General features: G+C 43.5%; 18 protein-coding genes. 7 read left to right on the top strand and 11 right to left on the bottom strand.

Annotation, left to right across the window (positions count from 1 at the left end; genetic code table 11):
* Positions 1-13 precede the first annotated feature (13 nt).
* The 9 genes from B9L23_RS11790 to B9L23_RS11830 form a co-directional block, all read right to left on the bottom strand.
* Complete coding sequence (locus B9L23_RS11790; RefSeq protein WP_158268585.1) at positions 14-325, bottom strand: DUF3784 domain-containing protein; 312 nt, start codon at positions 323-325, stop codon at positions 14-16.
* Positions 326-917: 592 nt separating this feature from the next.
* Positions 918-2480 (bottom strand): acyl-CoA carboxylase subunit beta, encoded by a 1563-nt coding sequence (locus B9L23_RS11795; protein WP_089097718.1) that lies wholly within the window; start codon positions 2478-2480, stop codon positions 918-920.
* Between the two features lie 11 nt (positions 2481-2491).
* Complete coding sequence (locus tag B9L23_RS11800; RefSeq protein ID WP_089097719.1) at positions 2492-3274, bottom strand: enoyl-CoA hydratase; 783 nt, start codon at positions 3272-3274, stop codon at positions 2492-2494.
* A gap of 17 nt (positions 3275-3291) precedes the next feature.
* The gene (locus tag B9L23_RS11805) at positions 3292-4191 is read right to left on the bottom strand and encodes a hydroxymethylglutaryl-CoA lyase (RefSeq protein ID WP_089097720.1); all 900 of its coding nucleotides are present in this window, start codon (positions 4189-4191) and stop codon (positions 3292-3294) included.
* Positions 4192-4204: 13 nt separating this feature from the next.
* Entirely contained in the window at positions 4205-4417 is a 213-nt protein-coding gene (locus B9L23_RS11810) for an acetyl-CoA carboxylase biotin carboxyl carrier protein subunit (RefSeq protein ID WP_015864019.1), read from the bottom strand.
* Between the two features lie 22 nt (positions 4418-4439).
* Positions 4440-5792 carry an acetyl-CoA carboxylase biotin carboxylase subunit gene (gene accC, locus B9L23_RS11815; protein WP_089097721.1) on the bottom strand — a complete coding sequence of 451 codons (1353 nt, stop codon included), beginning with the start codon at positions 5790-5792 and terminating at the stop codon, positions 4440-4442.
* A gap of 74 nt (positions 5793-5866) precedes the next feature.
* A complete protein-coding gene (locus tag B9L23_RS11820) occupies positions 5867-7501 on the bottom strand; it encodes an AMP-binding protein (RefSeq protein WP_089097722.1) in 1635 nt (544 codons plus the stop codon).
* 58 nt (positions 7502-7559) lie between these two features.
* On the bottom strand, positions 7560-8702 hold the full coding sequence (locus tag B9L23_RS11825) for an acyl-CoA dehydrogenase family protein (protein ID WP_081189606.1): 1143 nt from the start codon (positions 8700-8702) through the stop codon (positions 7560-7562).
* 165 nt (positions 8703-8867) lie between these two features.
* Positions 8868-9512, bottom strand: coding sequence for a TetR/AcrR family transcriptional regulator (locus B9L23_RS11830; RefSeq protein ID WP_089097723.1), 645 nt, complete (start codon positions 9510-9512; stop codon positions 8868-8870).
* 158 nt (positions 9513-9670) lie between these two features.
* Between B9L23_RS11830 and B9L23_RS11835 the strand changes: the two genes are divergently transcribed.
* From B9L23_RS11835 to B9L23_RS21400, 3 genes are all read left to right on the top strand, one after another.
* Positions 9671-10231, top strand: a complete 561-nt coding sequence (locus B9L23_RS11835; protein WP_089098315.1) for a flavodoxin family protein — start codon at positions 9671-9673, stop codon at positions 10229-10231.
* Positions 10232-10428: 197 nt separating this feature from the next.
* Positions 10429-10677 carry a hypothetical protein gene (locus B9L23_RS11840; protein ID WP_015864024.1) on the top strand — a complete coding sequence of 83 codons (249 nt, stop codon included), beginning with the start codon at positions 10429-10431 and terminating at the stop codon, positions 10675-10677.
* Between the two features lie 5 nt (positions 10678-10682).
* Complete coding sequence (locus tag B9L23_RS21400) at positions 10683-10814, top strand: hypothetical protein (RefSeq protein WP_281255491.1); 132 nt, start codon at positions 10683-10685, stop codon at positions 10812-10814.
* 48 nt (positions 10815-10862) lie between these two features.
* On the opposite strand, the gene B9L23_RS11845 is transcribed toward B9L23_RS21400, so the two are convergent.
* Positions 10863-11660 (bottom strand): GNAT family N-acetyltransferase, encoded by a 798-nt coding sequence (locus B9L23_RS11845; RefSeq protein ID WP_015864026.1) that lies wholly within the window; start codon positions 11658-11660, stop codon positions 10863-10865.
* A 120-nt stretch (positions 11661-11780) separates the two neighbouring features.
* Between B9L23_RS11845 and B9L23_RS11850 the strand changes: the two genes are divergently transcribed.
* Positions 11781-12032 (top strand): DUF6154 family protein, encoded by a 252-nt coding sequence (locus B9L23_RS11850; protein WP_062754754.1) that lies wholly within the window; start codon positions 11781-11783, stop codon positions 12030-12032.
* Between the two features lie 40 nt (positions 12033-12072).
* Here B9L23_RS11850 and ilvA read toward each other — a convergent pair whose 3' ends face one another.
* Positions 12073-13281 (bottom strand): threonine ammonia-lyase, encoded by a 1209-nt coding sequence (gene ilvA / locus B9L23_RS11855; protein ID WP_089097724.1) that lies wholly within the window; start codon positions 13279-13281, stop codon positions 12073-12075.
* Between the two features lie 365 nt (positions 13282-13646).
* Between ilvA and B9L23_RS11860 the strand changes: the two genes are divergently transcribed.
* From B9L23_RS11860 to B9L23_RS11870, 3 genes are all read left to right on the top strand, one after another.
* Positions 13647-14810 carry an MFS transporter gene (locus tag B9L23_RS11860; protein WP_089097725.1) on the top strand — a complete coding sequence of 388 codons (1164 nt, stop codon included), beginning with the start codon at positions 13647-13649 and terminating at the stop codon, positions 14808-14810.
* A gap of 257 nt (positions 14811-15067) precedes the next feature.
* Positions 15068-16252 (top strand): alanyl-tRNA editing protein, encoded by a 1185-nt coding sequence (locus tag B9L23_RS11865; protein WP_081189612.1) that lies wholly within the window; start codon positions 15068-15070, stop codon positions 16250-16252.
* Positions 16245-17012, top strand: a complete 768-nt coding sequence (locus B9L23_RS11870; RefSeq protein ID WP_062754759.1) for a TatD family hydrolase — start codon at positions 16245-16247, stop codon at positions 17010-17012. Before B9L23_RS11865 ends, B9L23_RS11870 begins: the two co-directional genes overlap by 8 nt.
* Positions 17013-17030: the final 18 nt, after the last annotated feature.

The raw sequence follows: 17030 nt of genomic DNA on the forward strand, positions 1-17030 counted from the left end.
TCATATTTTGCATTCATTTAAAATAGACTCTAATTAAAGTGAATAACGTTAAAAACACAATAATTCCAATTAATATCCATGAAGACCAGTCACCAAGATATTCCATTAGAAAAGGGAAAATTATTATAATAACCCCAAGAGTAATCGAATATATTCCCATCACCCTTGCTAATTTATTCTTATCTCCTTTATATTGTTTTTCATCATACCCAGCAATTAATTTTAATTTCTTTTTTTTCCAAATAAGCCAACCAACAAGGATAAATAATAAACCAGTAATAATACAAATAACAATAGCAGTAGAGAAATCTGTATTTAATGACATATTCGCCTCCATAATAAATGGACATTTTAGAATACCAATCAGACAAGCATAAAAATAGCCCTTGCATGAGGATCTCCTTAAAATGAACTTGCTTGTTGTTCTTGGGCTAGTTGATCGTTAAGATTCAACTAGCACTAACTAGCACTACGGGTTTTGGGAATAATTTTTCCGAATGTTTAATTATATGTAATTGTTTTTGTTGATTTAATTATATATGATTTACAACCGAAATTGTAGATAAGTATAAATATTCATTTTTATTAGGAATAACGTCCCAACTATTTTAATTTATATTTGTTTAGCAACCCAAACTTTGGAACCATTTCTAGATAGTTGATTTGCCCTGTCACCATTCTGTATACCTTTAGAAATAGGGTTCTCCTTTCTCTGGAATGTTTTTGTTCCAATCGGAGAATACCCTACTTTTTTGATCTAGTAAAATGCTTTACACAAAATTTTATACATCATCGAAACAGAGGCTACTCTCAAAAGGTCGATTTAGATAACCTTTTGAGACAGCCTCCTAATTTTTTGCCCACAATAATTTTACTCATACATTTATTTGTTTTTTCCGGCAACTAGCTTTAAAACTTTAAACCGGATATACACCGTGTTTTCGTTCCGAAAACGTCATATACTTGGACATATACGCATCAAAACGGCGAATTAGCTCATCTCGCAAGTTATTCGGAGCGATGATGCCGTCAACGACCATTTCGGATGCGAGACGGTAAATATCGATATCGCGGCGGTACTCTTCTCTTTTTTTCTCAACAAATGCCGCTCGCTCTTCCTCTGGCAATTCCGCAATTTTATTTGCATACACGGCGTTTACCGCTGCTTCCGGACCCATCACAGCGATTTGCGCGTTTGGAAACGCTAAGCAACAATCTGGCTCAAACGCCGGCCCTGCCATCGCATAAAGTCCGGCACCGTACGCTTTCCGCACGATAATGGAAATTTTCGGGACAGTCGCTTCCGACATTGCTGAAATCATTTTCGCGCCATGACGAATAATTCCGGCGCGCTCGACTTTTGTCCCGATCATAAACCCAGGAATGTCCGCTAAAAAGAGAAGCGGAATGTTAAACGCATCGCAAAGAGTGATGAATTTTGCCGCTTTGTCAGCAGAATCATGGAACAGGACACCGCCTTTTACGCGCGGCTGATTGGCGATAATCCCGATCGGTTGTCCGTTTAAGCGCGCCAATCCTGTAATTAATTCCGGCGCGAACAGCTTCTTAATTTCACAGAACGATCCTTCGTCGATCACGCGCTCAATGAGATCGTACATATTAAACGGAGCGTTTTGGTTCTCCGGAATGATCTCTTCAATCGTCTTTTCAAATGCTTTCGGCGGCTTCGCTTCCGCTACTGGCGGTTTTTCGCTGTAGTTTGCTGGAAAGTACGATAAATAACGGCGGGCGTAGGCGATTGCCTCTTCTTCCGTTTTTACGAGCACATCCCCGCATCCAGAAACGGTGCAATGCATGCGGGCGCCGCCCATTTCTTCGAGCGTTACTTTTTCCCCAATCACCATTTCCGCCATGCGCGGCGAACCTAAATACATCGACGCGTTTCCTTCCACCATAATGACAATATCACAAAACGCCGGAATATAAGCCCCGCCAGCTGCAGATGGCCCAAACAAGAGGCAGACTTGCGGCACTTTTCCTGATAATTTCACTTGGTTATAGAAAATTCTTCCTGCGCCGCGCCGGCCCGGGAACATTTCGATTTGGTCAGTAATGCGCGCGCCAGCAGAATCCACTAAATATAGAATAGGGCAGCGAAGCTTTTCCGCGGTTTCTTGAATGCGAATAATTTTTTCAACGGTGCGCGCTCCCCATGAACCTGCCTTCACCGTAGAGTCATTCGCCATTACGCATACCGTTTGACCGTTAATTTTTCCGACTCCTGTAACAACGCCATCGGCAGGGAGTCCATCAGCTAGGCAGTTCGCAAAGAGAGCGTCTTCAAATTCCAGTCCGTTGTCCAACAATAATTTTAAGCGGTCACGGACAAACAGTTTCCCTTGTGCGGCGTTTTTCTCGTGATATTTTGGAGCTCCTCCTTGTTCGATTTTTTTGATTCGCTCCGTCAATTGCTCTGTAAGTGTTTTGTTTTGCTTGTTCATCACATCGTTTGTTTGCATGTGCCTTCCCCCTATTCCCCTTTGTAGACCGGTTTTCGTTTTTCTTTAAACGCCTGCAGTCCTTCGAGACGGTCTTTTGTTGGAATAGTGATGTCATATGCCATTTGTTCAATGCGCAATCCTGTCGCTAAATCAACATCTAAACCGCGGTTGATCGCAATTTTCGCTTGCATGACGGCGATTGGCGCATTCACTACGATTTGTTCGGCGATTTCCATCGCCTTTTCCATCAGTTGCTCGCGCGGTACAACGTATTCAACAAGACCGATTTGTTCCGCTTCTTTAGCGGTTATGCGTTTTGCTGTAAAAATTAATTCTTTCGCCTTCCCTTTTCCGATTAGGCGCGGAAGCCGCTGCGTCCCTCCCGCTCCCGGAATGATTCCAAGCGATGTTTCCGTAAGACCAAGCTGCGCCGTGTCTGCGGCAACGCGAATATCGCACGCAAGCGCAAGCTCAAGCCCTCCGCCAAACGCGGAACCATTTAGCGCGCAAATCACCGGCTGCGGGAGCTGTTCTATTTGATTAATGGTTTCACGAATCAGCGCCACCGTTTTGCGTACTTCCGTTTCGTTCATGCCAGAGCGCTCTTTTAAATCAGCTCCAGCGCAAAATACTTTTTCACCTGCTCCGGTAAAAATGACAACGCGAACGTCCCGCCGGAAAGCGAGGTCGTAAAGAAGATGCGATAATTCATATAACAATGCCGTCGATAGCGCATTTGCCGATTCAGGACGGTTTAACGTAATGATCGCAATCCCGTTTTCCAGTGCCGTGTATTGAACAAGTTCTGACATATATGATTGCCCCCTTTTTACGTAGAAATCGTTTGCAAGTAACGGCTTGAAAGCGGGCGGCCGATTTTCTCTTGAATGAACAGCGCTGCTTCCGTAAGACGCCCGACGTCAATTCCCGTGGCAATGTCCATGCCATGAAGCATATATACTAAATCGTCGGTCGCCACATTTCCTGATGCGCCCGGTGCATACGGACATCCTCCTAACCCGCCGAGAGAGCTGTCAAAAGTGGTAATCCCCATCTCGAGCGAAATAAGGATATTCGCTAGCGCCGTGCCGCGCGTATCATGAAAATGCATCGCAAGCTTTTCCTTTGGAAACCGCTTTAAGACGATTTCAAGCAGCTCTTGTACTTGCTTTGGCGTAGCGACACCAATGGTATCGCCCAAAGAAAGTTCGTCAATTCCCATGTCAAACAAACGTTCAGAAACGCGAATGACTTGTTCGACCGATACGTTTCCTTCATACGGGCAGCCAAATACGGTCGATACGTAGCCGCGTACGGTTTTCCCTTCTTGTTTCGCTGCTCGAACCACTTCTTCTAGCACCGGAAACGTTTCTTCAATCGATTTATTAATATTTTTGCGGTTATGCGTTTCGCTCGCCGACATAAAAACCGCTACCTCATCCACTTGTGCCGCCAGCGCTTTTTCCAATCCTTTTTGATTTGGAACGAGCGCGGCGTACGTCACGCCTGGTGCCCGTTCAATTCTCGTCGCTACTTCCAATGCATCCGAAAGTTGCGGAATCCATTTCGGATGGACAAATGAAGTAATTTCGATATAGGTGAGTCCGGTTTTGGACAATTGATTAATCCAGGCGATTTTATCTTCTGTCGAGATTGCCGTTTTTTCATTTTGCAGGCCATCGCGCGGACCGACTTCCTTAATCGTAACTTGCTTTGGCCATTTGTTCATTGCATTTCACCTCTTACTCTAGTTCGAGAAGCACATCGCCCTCGTTGACGAAGTCCCCTTCTTGCACATGAATTTGTTTAACGACCCCGGAAGATTCAGCGGCGACCGGAATTTCCATTTTCATCGACTCTAAAATGATGACATCTTGCCCTTCTTCTACTTTGTCTCCTACCGATACGACAATTTTCCATACACTTCCTGCCATTGATGCGACTACTTGACTCATTGTTTTCTTCCCCCATTTCTTCTTATTTTGTCGTTGTTGTTTGCAAGTGTTTTTCTACGAAGTTGGTTGTTGTGTCTCCCGCTTGAAACGCAGGATGGGAAAGCACATCTTTTAGCATTGGAATGTTTGTTTTAATTCCTTCAATTTGGTAGTTGTTTAGCGCTTCTACCATGCGCTCGATCGCTTCTTGGCGGTCGTTTCCTTTTGTAATCAGTTTGGCGATCATCGGATCGTAAAACGGCGTGACCGTCATGCCGCTTTGCACCGCTGTTTCATTGCGCACGTATTCACCTTGCGGCAGCACAAAGGCCGTGATTTTCCCCGGAGATGGGAAAAACGTTTTCGGGTCTTCCGCATAGATGCGCACTTCTATCGCATGGCCGTCGCGGCGAATGTCTTCCTGTTTATAACGGAGCGGTTCCCCCGAAGCGATGCGCAATTGTTCCTCGACTAAATCAAGACCGGTAATTTCTTCTGTTACCGGATGTTCAACTTGCAATCTTGTATTCATTTCAAGAAAATAAAAGTTTTTTTGCTCATCGACTAAAAATTCAATCGTCCCCGCGTTTGTATACCCGATATGTTTCGCCGCCTTTACTGCCGTTTCCCCCATTTTCCGCCGCGTTTCTTCATCTAAAAACGGAGATGGTGCTTCTTCGATGACTTTTTGATGACGGCGCTGAATCGAACATTCGCGCTCCCATAAATAAATGCAGTTTCCATGTTCATCAGAGAGAAGCTGGATTTCGATATGGCGAGGGTTGGCAATATATTTTTCTAAATACATCGCACCATCGCCAAAGAATGAAGCAGCGCGCTTTTGATTTCCTTCGAAAGCTTTGCGCAGCTCTTCTTCATTGCGTACGATTTGCATGCCGATGCCGCCGCCGCCTGCCGAAGCTTTTAACATAATTGGATAGCCAATTTCTTCTGCTGTTTTTGCTGCTTCATCGATATCTTTGAGCGGAAACGAAATGCCTGGAACGATCGGAACGCCAGCTTCTGCCATCGTTTTTCGCGCTTCAATTTTACTTCCCATTTTTGCGATCACATCTGCTTTCGGCCCAATGAAGACAATTCCTTCTTCTTCGCAACGGCGGGCAAATTCTGGATTTTCCGACAGCAGCCCATACCCTGGATGGATTGCTTCCGCTTTCGTCATTTTCGCAACCTCGATAATTTTCTCGATATTTAGATAGCTTTCACTAACGCGCGGCTTACCGATAAGATACGCTTCATCCGCCCACTGAACATGGAGCGAATCGGCGTCGGCTTCCGAATAAACGGCAACCGTTTGAATTCCTAATTTTTTGCACGTACGAATGACACGTACCGCAATTTCTCCACGATTGGCGATTAATACTTTTGAAAACATGGCAACCTCCTTTATGTCATTGTTTTATTGTCAAGCGGAGCTTCAAAGACGAAGCGCCGCTTGACGGCAACTGTTTAATTGGTTAATCCAAGACGCTGTTTCGCCATCTCCCGCAATTTAAATTTTTGAATTTTTCCGGAAGCTGTCATCGGATATGAATCGGTGAATTCGATATAACGTGGAATTTTATGACGGGAAATTTTCCCGCGGCAAAACTCGCGAATTTCTTCCGCTGTCGCCGTTTCTCCTTCTTTCAAAATAATCCATGCCATTACTTCTTCGCCGTATTTTTCATCCGGTACACCGATGACTTGAACGTCTAAAATTTTTGGGTGTTTGTATAAAAACTCTTCAATTTCGCGCGGATAAATGTTTTCTCCACCGCGAATAATCATATCTTTTAAGCGTCCGGTAATACGGCAATATCCATTTTCATCCATCGTGGCCAGATCGCCTGTATGCAGCCATCCATCTTTATCAATGGCTTCTTTTGTCGCGTCCGGATTTTTGTAATAGCCTTTCATCACATGATAACCGCGCGTGCATAATTCCCCTGGCACGCCGCGCGGCACTTCTTTATTCGTGCCCGGCTCAACGATTTTCACTTCGACATTTGGCAACGCTCGCCCGACTGTTTCCACGCGCAAGTGAATCGGGTCATCCGTTCTTGTCTGTGTAATCACCGGCGATGATTCTGTCTGACCGTAAGCAATCGTAATCTCTTTCATTCCCATTTTCTCCATGACCGCTTTCATCACTTCAATCGGACAAGGAGAGCCGGCCATAATTCCCTTGCGAAGCGTTGATAAATCATATTTTTCAAAATCAGGATCGTTTAATTCGGCAATAAACATCGTCGGCACCCCGTGCAAGGCCGTGCATCTTTCAGCTTCCACGGTTTTAAGCACTTGTTTCGGGTTAAATTCCTGCACTGGCACCATCGTTGCCCCAACCACAGCGCATGCCAATGTGCTCATCACGCAGCCGAAACAATGGAAGAACGGCACTGGAATGCAGAGGCGGTCATTTTTGGTGAGTTTCATACATTGCGCAACATAATAGGCATTGTTGACAATATTGTAGTGGGTGAGCATTACGCCTTTTGGAAATCCTGTCGTTCCTGAGGTGTATTGCATGTTGATGACATCATGCGGATCGAGCGAGTTCATCCGTTCATCAAGCTGTTCTTCCGTCACCTCATGCGCCATCGCCAGAATGTCGTTCCACGTAAACATCCCCGGATATCGTTTATCTCCAATTAACACGACATTTTTCAATTTTGGCAAACGCTTAGACTTAAGCTTTCCAGGCTCGCATGTGCGCAGCTCCGGAACAATTTCGTAAACAATATCCACGTAAGAAGAGTCGCGATATTGTTCAATTAAAAAGAGCGTCGTCGAATCGGATTGTTTTAATAAATACTCTAATTCTGCGGCGCGGTAGTTCGTATTGACCGTAACAAGCACCGCTCCCATTTTTCCGGTTGCAAATTGACAAGCGATCCATTCCGGCACATTCGATGCCCAAATCGCCACATTTTCTCCTTTTTCAATGCCAAGTTTCATCAACCCGCGCGCCACTAGACGGGAGTAGTCATTCAATTGCCTATACGTCATCCGTAATCCGCGATCTGCATAAACAACCGCTTCATGATCCGGATGCAACTGCGCTTTTTCCTCGAGCAGCTTCCCCACCGTGACCGTCAACATAAACCGTCTCCTCCCTTTCGTACAAGTTCATTTCTACCTTATGCGCATTTCCCGGTATTTAGCATCCAAGTTGACGGGCAATAACAAGACGTTGAATTTCTGACGTACCTTCTCCGATTTCCATCAGTTTGATGTCTCGTAAATGGCGCTCGACTCCGTACTCTTTCATATACCCATAGCCTCCGTGAATTTGAATGGCTTGGTTGCAAACGCGGAATCCCATTTCCGAAGCGAACAGTTTTGCGAATGACGCTTCTTTTGTAAACGGTTTCCCTTGGTCTTTTAACCAAGCTGCCTTATACACCATATTGCGCGCCAGCTCAATTTCCATCGCCATATCAGCAAGCTTGAATTGTATTGCTTGAAATTTTGAAATAGTCTGACCAAATTGGACACGCTCCTTCGCATATTGAAGCGCTTTCTCAAATGCCGCTTGGGCAATGCCAACCGCTAGCGCAGCAATGGAAATGCGTCCGCCATCCAGCGTATATAAAAATTGCTTAAAGCCTTTTTTCGGATCTCCGAGTACATTTTCTTTTGGCACACGTACGTTTTCAAACACTAATTCGCACGTATTCGAGGCGCGGACGCCCATTTTGTCATAGTTTGAACGGATCGTAAATCCTGGAGTGTCCGTTGGAACGATAATTGCGGAAATGATGTTTTTTCCTCGTTCGTCTTTTCCTGTCACGGCGGTAACAATGACTTGTCGTGCGTATTCCGCATTTGTGATCCAGCATTTTTCTCCATTGATGACATACTCATCGCCATCCAATACCGCTGTTGTTTTCGTTCCACCTGCATCAGACCCAGCATTTGGTTCAGTTAGCCCAAATGCGCCCAACGTTTCTCCTTTTGCCATCGGTACAAGCCATTTTTGTTTTTGTTCTTCCGTGCCGAAGTAATAAATCGGGCTTGCTCCTAGGGAAACCGCAGCAGCATAACTTAATCCAGTCCCGCCGCACGCGCGGCCGATTTCTTCTACGGCTATAGCATATGAAATCGTATCTCCGTCGGCGCCGCCATATTCTTCCGGAAACGGAATTCCTAAAAGTCCTAACTCGCCCATCTTCTTAAAAACTTCAACAGGGAAATACGCTTCTTTATCCCATTTCGCCGCGTTTGGTGCAATTTCCTTCTCCGCAAACTCACGAACCATTTCTTTAATCATTTGTTGCTCTTTTGTTAACTCAAAATTCATTTTCTCTCCCCCATTCCATTTAATAGATTTATGTTTGAACCGACTAGTCGGTTTTAAACCAAGAAATAAAACACTCAACAGAATTATCCGCCACTATTAAGACCGACTAGTTGGTTTGTTTCGTGTATGAAACATCATCTGCTTTTTCTTCATTTTTTTTAAATATTACTTTTGAAATGAACCAGAAATCGGCTTAATGAAAAAGCCGGATATTTGCGGCTGCCGCTTTGCTTCTTCCGTCAAAATGGAATGCAAGATAAAATCAGCAAAGTAGTTTGCAATTTGTTCGATGGTCATCGGACCGTCTGGGTTATACCATTTATATGTCCAGTTCACCATGCCGATGATCGACATTCCTGTAATTTCAACGGACAGCTCAGGCCGAAATTCTCCCGCCTCGATTCCTTCGCGAATAACACGGAAGATGATTTGTTTAAATTCATCACGCTTTCGGTTAATTTTCTCAGAATATTCCGGTTTTAAATACGTGCTTTCTTGGTAAAAAACAGTAATATGCGGTTTATATAAGTGAAACACTTTGACAAATGACTGAACAATTGCATACAATCGCTCCGTCGGAGTGGTGTAATTTTGATACCCTTCTTGCGCTTTATTCAGCGCATACGTAATAAATACGTCATGAATGTGATAAAGAAGCTCGTCTTTTGATTTGAAGTTATGATAAAATCCGCCTTTAGACGTGTTGCTTTCTGTAACAATTCGGTCGACTGTTACACCATGATAGCCGTATTTTTCAAATAGACGAAGAGCAGTATCGATAATTCGATCTCTTAACGTTTTTTCTGCCATGGAAAGTCTCCTTTGCTTTTATATTACCACTATTTTCTGAAAAGATAAAATATTTTTTACCTATTAATTTCATTTAATTATAAAATACGGAATGGTTGCTGGAAATGTCAACTATCGTTTATCATCATCATATGATTGGAAAAGAAAGGATGGATACGATGGCAAAAATTTTAGTGTTAAATGGCAGTTCAAGAGAAAACGGAAATACCGAACAGCTGACAGACGTTATTTTGGAAGGAGTCTCCTCCACCCGTATCAATATAAGAGACTTTTTGATTCAGCCGATTGTCGACAAACGCCACGATCCGGCAGGGTTTACGAAAGTCAGCGATGATTATGATCAAATCATCGAACTTGTTCTCCAGCATGATGTGCTTATATTTGCGACGCCGATCTATTGGTATGGAATGAGCGGGCATATGAAGCAATTTATCGATCGCTGGTCACAAAGTTTGCGAGATACGCGTTTTTCTTTTAAAGAGGAAATGAAAAAGAAAAAAGCCTTTGTCATCATTTGCGGCGGTGACAATCCATATATCAAAGGTCTCCCGCTCATTCAGCAGTTTCAATACATTTTTCAATTTATGGGAATTGAATATATCGGCTATGTGATTGGAGAAGGAAACGCCCCTGGCGATGTGCTTCGCGACGAACGAGCAATCGGTCAAGCAAAATATTGGAATACATTTTTTGTTCGTTATAAAATTCTCCAGCTTTAGTGCTGGGGAATTTTTCTTTACTTCCCAGAAAGGCATTGCGCTATGTTGTGCTCTCCAATAAAACCCAGCTATTTTATCCACTACTATGCGCGCTATATTTGTATGTGATTCCTCCATGGCATATGGAATATTTTTTCACCATTTCATACATAATCACGGCGTCTTTTCAAGAAAATAAGGGTGGGAGGTGGTTTCATTTGGAACCGATGCTATGTCCAAACTGTAAAACGAATCGAACGCGCTTTCATTTAATCGAGCAACAGCCCAAAGCGGTAAAACTGAATCCGCAAACCGGTGAAATTGAACAAGAATATACAAATGATGCGTTAGAACCGTTCCATCTTCCTTACCGCGGCCCAAGCTATCGCGTGCAATGCGGCGCATGTGGATTAATTGAGGATGCCGAAATGTTTATTCAACGAGCAAAATCATCACAAATGAGGTGATCAATATGGCAAACAAAAAACAAACTCCATCATCGTTGGTCGACCAAAAACAGCTTGTTAACGACGAGGCAAAGGCGATGAGAGAAAAAGGCGACCAGCATATTCGCCGGGTTACGCCAAACGGAGCGGACGGGTAATAACCATGAAAGGTGGGTCTACTTCTTAGTCAAGTAAACCCGCCTTTTCTAGAGATACATCGTCCATGTACCGATATCGCGAAAACCAAGGCGTTTATAAATGCTGCCTGCTTGCGGATTATCATAAAACAAACATAATGTTTTCCCTTCCGAAATCAAATCTTGAATCAACTTTGTCATGATGGCGCTCGCATACCCTTTTTGTCGATGCGCCTCATCGGTACAGACGCCGACAATCATCGCGGATAGCGAATTTTCTGCCGTCGTGGACGCAGAAGCGACCATATTACCATCTTGCTCAATGTAATACGTTCTTCCTGTCTTTGTCTCTAAACTTTTTGCAAGGCTCTCTCTCGTTCTTGGGGCAGTGGCGAATTCAGCGATGCGTTGCCGCAGCTCGATAATGCGATCTACGTCCTCCAGCGTGGCCTTTTTAATTTCTATAGAGTAATCCATTTGGTTCGCGTATTCGTTTGCGTATTCATCCGTATCGCATTCACAAAAATACATGACACGCTTATTTCCCAACGTCAGCCATTGTTCAAACCGCTCCACGATGGACGACTTGCCGGAAAGTATGAAAGGAAAAACATTCGTTTGCTGAATCAGCGTGGCAAACACTTCGACGTCAAAATCTCCTTGCGCATACGGAATAAAAGAATTATAATACCGAAGCAGCACTGCTTTTAGATTGCCTGTTTCGTCCAATTCTCCCCAAATTTCTTGAAAGTCGGCATCATATCCAAACGATTCGATGTCACCGATAATAAATAAATTAAACGATGGTTCTTTTTGCAGAAACGAAAAAAGCTGGTCATGGTCATGCTTTGTTAGACGCCGAATCATCTCTCTTCCCCCTTTTTTAAATTTTTACTATCTTACTATACTGAACCAAAATTAGTCAATCATCATATACATAGATTTTATGCAAACTGATGATAAACGAAACAGATGGAGGAAAAACGAATGAAATTTGTTGACGAGCTATATGAATACTATAAAAACCGACTCACAGGTGATGAAGAAGATGCGGAAGTGATGACGATGTCAATTTTGGAAGAGCTCGACCGCAATGATTTGCTGCAGCTCATTCAAGAAATGACCGATGAGGAATTAATGGGGATGGTGGGGCTTTACATTCTTGAAAGCCTAAAAGCGAAAATGGCACACGATGGAATCGGACAAACAAAACTGCGAGATATGCCAAACGTTCATTAAAAAGCAAGATGGGATGGCGTGCCTGCGCCATCCCTTGATGTTATTGGAGAAACTCGACGTCATATCCTTCTTTCAATAATACTTGATGAATTTGCTGGATATGATCTTGATTTTTTGTTTCAAGAGAGAAATGAATTTCTGCTTGACCCGGCAACACTTTTGCTCCGATGCGCTGATGGTGAATCGACATAACGTTTGCTTCCAATTCGGCGATAATTCGCAACAGTTTATTGAGCTGGCCAGGCTTATCGGAGATAACAGTCGTAAATGTCACAAACCGTCCAGATTCGACGAGCCCGCGTTCAATGATTCGTGAAATGAGGGTGACATCGACATTGCCCCCACTTAATATGGTGGCAACTTTTTTTCTAGTAAATGGAAATTTTTGATACAATAGCGCCGCAAGCGGACACGCCGCAGAACCTTCGACCAGCAGCTTGTTACGTTCCAATAAATATAGCATCGTTCGAGAAATTTCCGCTTCCTCGACACAGACGACGCCGTCGACATATTTTTCAATATATTGATACGTAATATTTCCTGGTTTTTTCACCGCGATGCCATCGGCAATCGTATCAGAAGAAGTAATGGTTATTGGCTTTTTATGACGGAGCGCCGCCGTCATTCCAGGACAAGCAGACGATTCGACTCCATATACTTGAATCGATGGTTTCAACTGTTTTAATGTAAATGCCAATCCGGCAAGAAGTCCGCCGCCCCCAACCGGACATAGGACAACATCGACATCCGGGAGCTGTTCGATAATTTCTAAGCCAATCGTTCCCTGGCCTGCCATGACCGCTAAATCATCAAACGGATGAACAAACGTCGCTCCTCGCTGCCGCTGCAATTCGAACGCATACTCAAGCGATTCGTCAAATACGTCGCCATGTAAAATAACTTCCGCTCCATAACCTTTCGTTGCTTCTACTTTGCTTAACGGCGCTCCTTTGGGCATGACGATCGTACATGGAATACCGATCATGCCGCTGGAGTAGGCGACCCCTTGAGCATGGTTTCCAGCCGAAGCGGCAATCACCCCGCGCTTTCGTTCCTCTTCGCTTAACGACATAATTTTATTAAATGATCCCCGCACTTTAAACGATCCCGTCTTTTGCAAATTTTCGAGCTTCATGTATACTTCATTGCCAGAAAGATTAGTAAATGTTTGGGAATGCTCAAGCGGAGTTTGATGAACAATCCCTTTCATTTTTTCCCTTGCCTCTAAAACATCGTTCAATGTTAACATCGTTTTCATCACCTAGCTATCATTCATTTCAAAGTTGCCACTGATAATTATACATAAAACAGTAGTTTGTCTACAAACTATCCCCCCTATACCCCAATATAACTTTTCATCTTTTTTTAAATGTGCTATAAAAAGAAAGGAAATCCTAATCATGACGCAAGCAAGCCGAATATACTGACTCCATCCATCACCCCAATACAGAAATTAAAAATCTGCCCAATGCGTTCCTAATCGAGGCAAATCCTATCTCTCCAATAATATGATGCAATGTTAGGATGTTTCTCGTGCGTTTCCTCCTAGAATGTTTTGCAAATTCCCATAAACTTCATTATGATAAAGAAGTATGAACGATCGGAGGTAACAATATGAAAAAGGCTAATTTTCTTTCTCTTTTATTTGCCGTTATGTTTTTGGTGATGTCTGGTTTTGGCATTATCATCCCGGTTCTTCCCTTTTTAGCAGAAGAAGTGGGTGCCACTCCTACGCAATTAGGACTGCTAATGGCAACGTACTCTTTGATGCAACTATTATTCGCTCCATTTTGGGGCCAGATGTCCGACCGTTACGGGCGAAAACCAATTTTATTCATCGGCATCGCCGGATTGTCGCTCTCGTTCTTTTTGTTTGCCGTGTCAAAAACACTTACAATGTTATTTATCGCCCGTATTATCGGCGGGATGCTATCAGCAGCTACGATTCCTACCGCAATGGCTTACGTTGCTGACGTCACGACACCGCAAGAACGTGGAAAAGCAATGGGGGCTATCGGCGCCGCTACCGGTCTTGGATTTATTTTTGGTCCTGCGATTGGCGGCATTTTTTCGAAAATAAATTTGCATATTCCTTTCTTTATCTCAGGAACACTATCCGCTGTTACCGCATGTCTCGTGCTTCTTTTTTTGAAAGAATCATTGACAAAAGAAAAACAACCGGCAACTTTAAAAACAAAAGAACCGATATGGTACATACTAAAAGGGCCGCTTTTATTTCTGTACCTTCTTCAATGGCTTATTACTTTTTCATTGGCTGGGCTAGAAGCAACATTCGCTTACTACGCAGCAAAACGCGCAGAATTATATTCCTCGCAATTAGGCTATATTTTTATGATTATGGGGCTTGCAAGTGCGATTGTCCAAGGAGGGCTCATTGGAAAACTAATTCAAAAATTTGGTGAAGGCCGCGTCATTCAAGGCGGAATCGTTGTATCAGCCGTTGGATTTGCCCTCATTTTATTCGTTCACAACTTCCTGACCGCCGCTATATTTTTATCGATTTTTGGCATCGGAAACGGCGTCATCCGCCCTTGTGTATCCTCGCTAGTCACTAAACATATATCAAGCGGCCAAGGGCGTGCTACCGGATTGCTTTCTTCGTTTGACTCCCTTGGGCGCATCATCGGACCTCCAATTGCCGGACAGATGTTTACAACAATGATCGAACTTCCATACTTAGCAGGTATTGTATTATCCTGTTTCGCGTTGATCCTTTATCATGTTTTTGCAAAACAGTTACAGCAAGTTTCGTCTTAAGAGGGAAGCTCCCTCTTTTTCATATTGGTTATTTAGAACATAGTTTAATAACATAAATGATTGTTTCTTTATCTAAATAATCAACAGCCCATCCCCTTGTTTGTTCATGAAATTTTATCCCACTATTTCGATTGTGAAATATTTTTTCATCTCTTTCAGGAAAACATTTTATGCATGGTAAAAACTATATAAAAGTAGGCAGCCACGATAAAAATTGGTAAGATAAAAGCAGACAATCTTGGAAAGGACGAAGAACGATGACCGTGAAATTATATTACACTTCTCCAGCGACAAGCGAATGGACAACGACAATCACAAGTGCTCGTGAAGATGGAGATACATATATTGTCACATTAGCAGAAACGGCATTTTATCCAGAAGGCGGCGGACAGCCTTCCGATTGCGGAACGATTGAAGGAATGCGTGTATTAGAAGTATTTGAAGAAAACGAGGAAGTGTATCATCGTCTCCCTTCCTTGCCTAAAACATCCACCGTTCATTGCCAAATCGATGCGGCTCGCCGTCTCGACCATACCCAACAACATAGCGGGCAACATTTATTATCCGCTGTTTGCATAGAGCTTTTTGACGCCCATACGGTCGGTTTTCATATGGGCACTGATGTAGTAACGATTGATTTAAACATTCCTTCTTTATCCGAGCAAGCGCTCACCGCCATTGAAAATCGCGCCAACGAACTTATTTACGCCAATATTCCTGTAGAAACATACTATGTGACAAAAGAAGAAGCACACACAATTCCGTTTCGGAAGTTTCCCGATATCGAAGGGAATATTCGCGTCGTCGAAATCAAAGGAGTCGATGTCTCAGCCTGCTGCGGAACTCATGTGTCACGTACAGGAGAAATCGGGATCATTAAGCTGCTGAAAACAGAACGTCATCGCGGAATGACGCGCCTGTCATTTGTTTGCGGCAAACGTGCTCTTGGCGATTATCGCATTTCCCATCGTATTCTTACTACCGTTTCCCAACAATTTGGAACAAACCGGGATATGCTGTTAGACGTGCTTGCAAAATGGGAGGCCGAAAAGAAAGAACTACAAAAACAGTTGCAACAATGTAAAGAAGTGATGTACGATATCGAAGCAGAGAAAGCGGCACAGCAAGCAGAAAAGGTGATCATTCGCATCTATGAACAATATACGTTAAAAGATTTGCAAGCAATTGCCAACAAAATTGCAAATCGTTACCATAAAACGGCCGTTTTAGCGACTTTGTTGGAGCATCGCATCGTCATCGTCAAAGCTCCTTCCCTTTCGCTGCACGTCGGCCAATGGTTGAAGCAAAAGCTAGAAGCAGTGAATGGAAAAGGAGGGGGAAGTGATCGTCAAGCACAAGCAACATTTTCTTCGCTCCATGACATGCACACATTTATTCGCTTATTAGAAACGGAAATAACAAAGGTGATTGCTAGTGATTGATGCCCACCTTCATTTAGATCAATATAGCGATATCGAAGAAGAGATAAAAAAATGGCAAGAAGCAGGAATTGCCGCGGTAGTGGCCGTTTCGACCGATCTTCGTTCCAGCTATCGGACGCTCGAACTAAAACAAAAATTTCCTGATTTCATTTATGCGGCGATTGGGTTTCATCCCGAACAGCCTCTTCCATCATCATTAGAATGGGAAGAATGGCTTCGTCTTCTTCAGATCGAACGCCCACATCTTTCTGCTATTGGAGAAGTCGGTCTTCCTTATTATTCTGCTGAAGCTGTTTTACGATTTTCTGATTATCGCGATTTCTTTGAACAAATCGTTCGTACTGCTGCTGCGGCCTCATTACCGCTAGCAATACACGCTGTTTACGACAAAGCTTCAACTGCTTTACATATATTGCAGAAAAATAAGATAAAAAAGGCTCACTTTCACTGGTTGAAAGCGGAGCCGGCGATCATTGAGAGAATTGTAGCATGCGGCTACTTTATTTCAATCACTCCTGAAGTTTGTTATCGCACGCGGGACCAAAAACTTTTGTCCCGTGTGCCAATCAAACAATTGCTTTTAGAGACGGACGGACCATGGCCATTTGACGGGCCATTTGCCGATGTTCCCACATCTCCATTGCTGTTACATCATTCGCTTAAGGCGGTCGCTTCCTTTTATCATCAAGACATCAAAGCGACAGCAAACACAATCACCGCAAATACAAAGAGGCTATACGGCTCATTACATCACTGCTAGTCAAAACGAACACCTTTT

The organism is Parageobacillus galactosidasius, assembly GCF_002217735.1.
Classification (GTDB): Bacteria; Bacillota; Bacilli; order Bacillales; family Anoxybacillaceae; genus Parageobacillus_B; species Parageobacillus_B toebii.

Bases quoted from the DNA above. Each gene is read 5' to 3' on its own strand.
- B9L23_RS11790 (WP_158268585.1), bottom strand. From the start codon at position 325: ATGTCATTAAATACAGATTTCTCTACTGCTATTGTTATTTGTATTATT.
- B9L23_RS11795 (WP_089097718.1), bottom strand. From the start codon at position 2,480: ATGCAAACAAACGATGTGATGAACAAGCAAAACAAAACACTTACAGAG.
- B9L23_RS11800 (WP_089097719.1), bottom strand. From the start codon at position 3,274: ATGTCAGAACTTGTTCAATACACGGCACTGGAAAACGGGATTGCGATC.
- B9L23_RS11805 (WP_089097720.1), bottom strand. From the start codon at position 4,191: ATGAACAAATGGCCAAAGCAAGTTACGATTAAGGAAGTCGGTCCGCGC.
- B9L23_RS11810 (WP_015864019.1), bottom strand. From the start codon at position 4,417: ATGAGTCAAGTAGTCGCATCAATGGCAGGAAGTGTATGGAAAATTGTC.
- accC (WP_089097721.1), bottom strand. From the start codon at position 5,792: ATGTTTTCAAAAGTATTAATCGCCAATCGTGGAGAAATTGCGGTACGT.
- B9L23_RS11820 (WP_089097722.1), bottom strand. From the start codon at position 7,501: ATGTTGACGGTCACGGTGGGGAAGCTGCTCGAGGAAAAAGCGCAGTTG.
- B9L23_RS11825 (WP_081189606.1), bottom strand. From the start codon at position 8,702: ATGAATTTTGAGTTAACAAAAGAGCAACAAATGATTAAAGAAATGGTT.
- B9L23_RS11830 (WP_089097723.1), bottom strand. From the start codon at position 9,512: ATGGCAGAAAAAACGTTAAGAGATCGAATTATCGATACTGCTCTTCGT.
- B9L23_RS11835 (WP_089098315.1), top strand. From the start codon at position 9,671: ATGGCAAAAATTTTAGTGTTAAATGGCAGTTCAAGAGAAAACGGAAAT.
- B9L23_RS21400 (WP_281255491.1), top strand. From the start codon at position 10,683: ATGGCAAACAAAAAACAAACTCCATCATCGTTGGTCGACCAAAAACAG.
- B9L23_RS11845 (WP_015864026.1), bottom strand. From the start codon at position 11,660: ATGATTCGGCGTCTAACAAAGCATGACCATGACCAGCTTTTTTCGTTT.
- B9L23_RS11850 (WP_062754754.1), top strand. From the start codon at position 11,781: ATGAAATTTGTTGACGAGCTATATGAATACTATAAAAACCGACTCACA.
- ilvA (WP_089097724.1), bottom strand. From the start codon at position 13,281: ATGTTAACATTGAACGATGTTTTAGAGGCAAGGGAAAAAATGAAAGGG.
- B9L23_RS11860 (WP_089097725.1), top strand. From the start codon at position 13,647: ATGAAAAAGGCTAATTTTCTTTCTCTTTTATTTGCCGTTATGTTTTTG.
- B9L23_RS11865 (WP_081189612.1), top strand. From the start codon at position 15,068: ATGACCGTGAAATTATATTACACTTCTCCAGCGACAAGCGAATGGACA.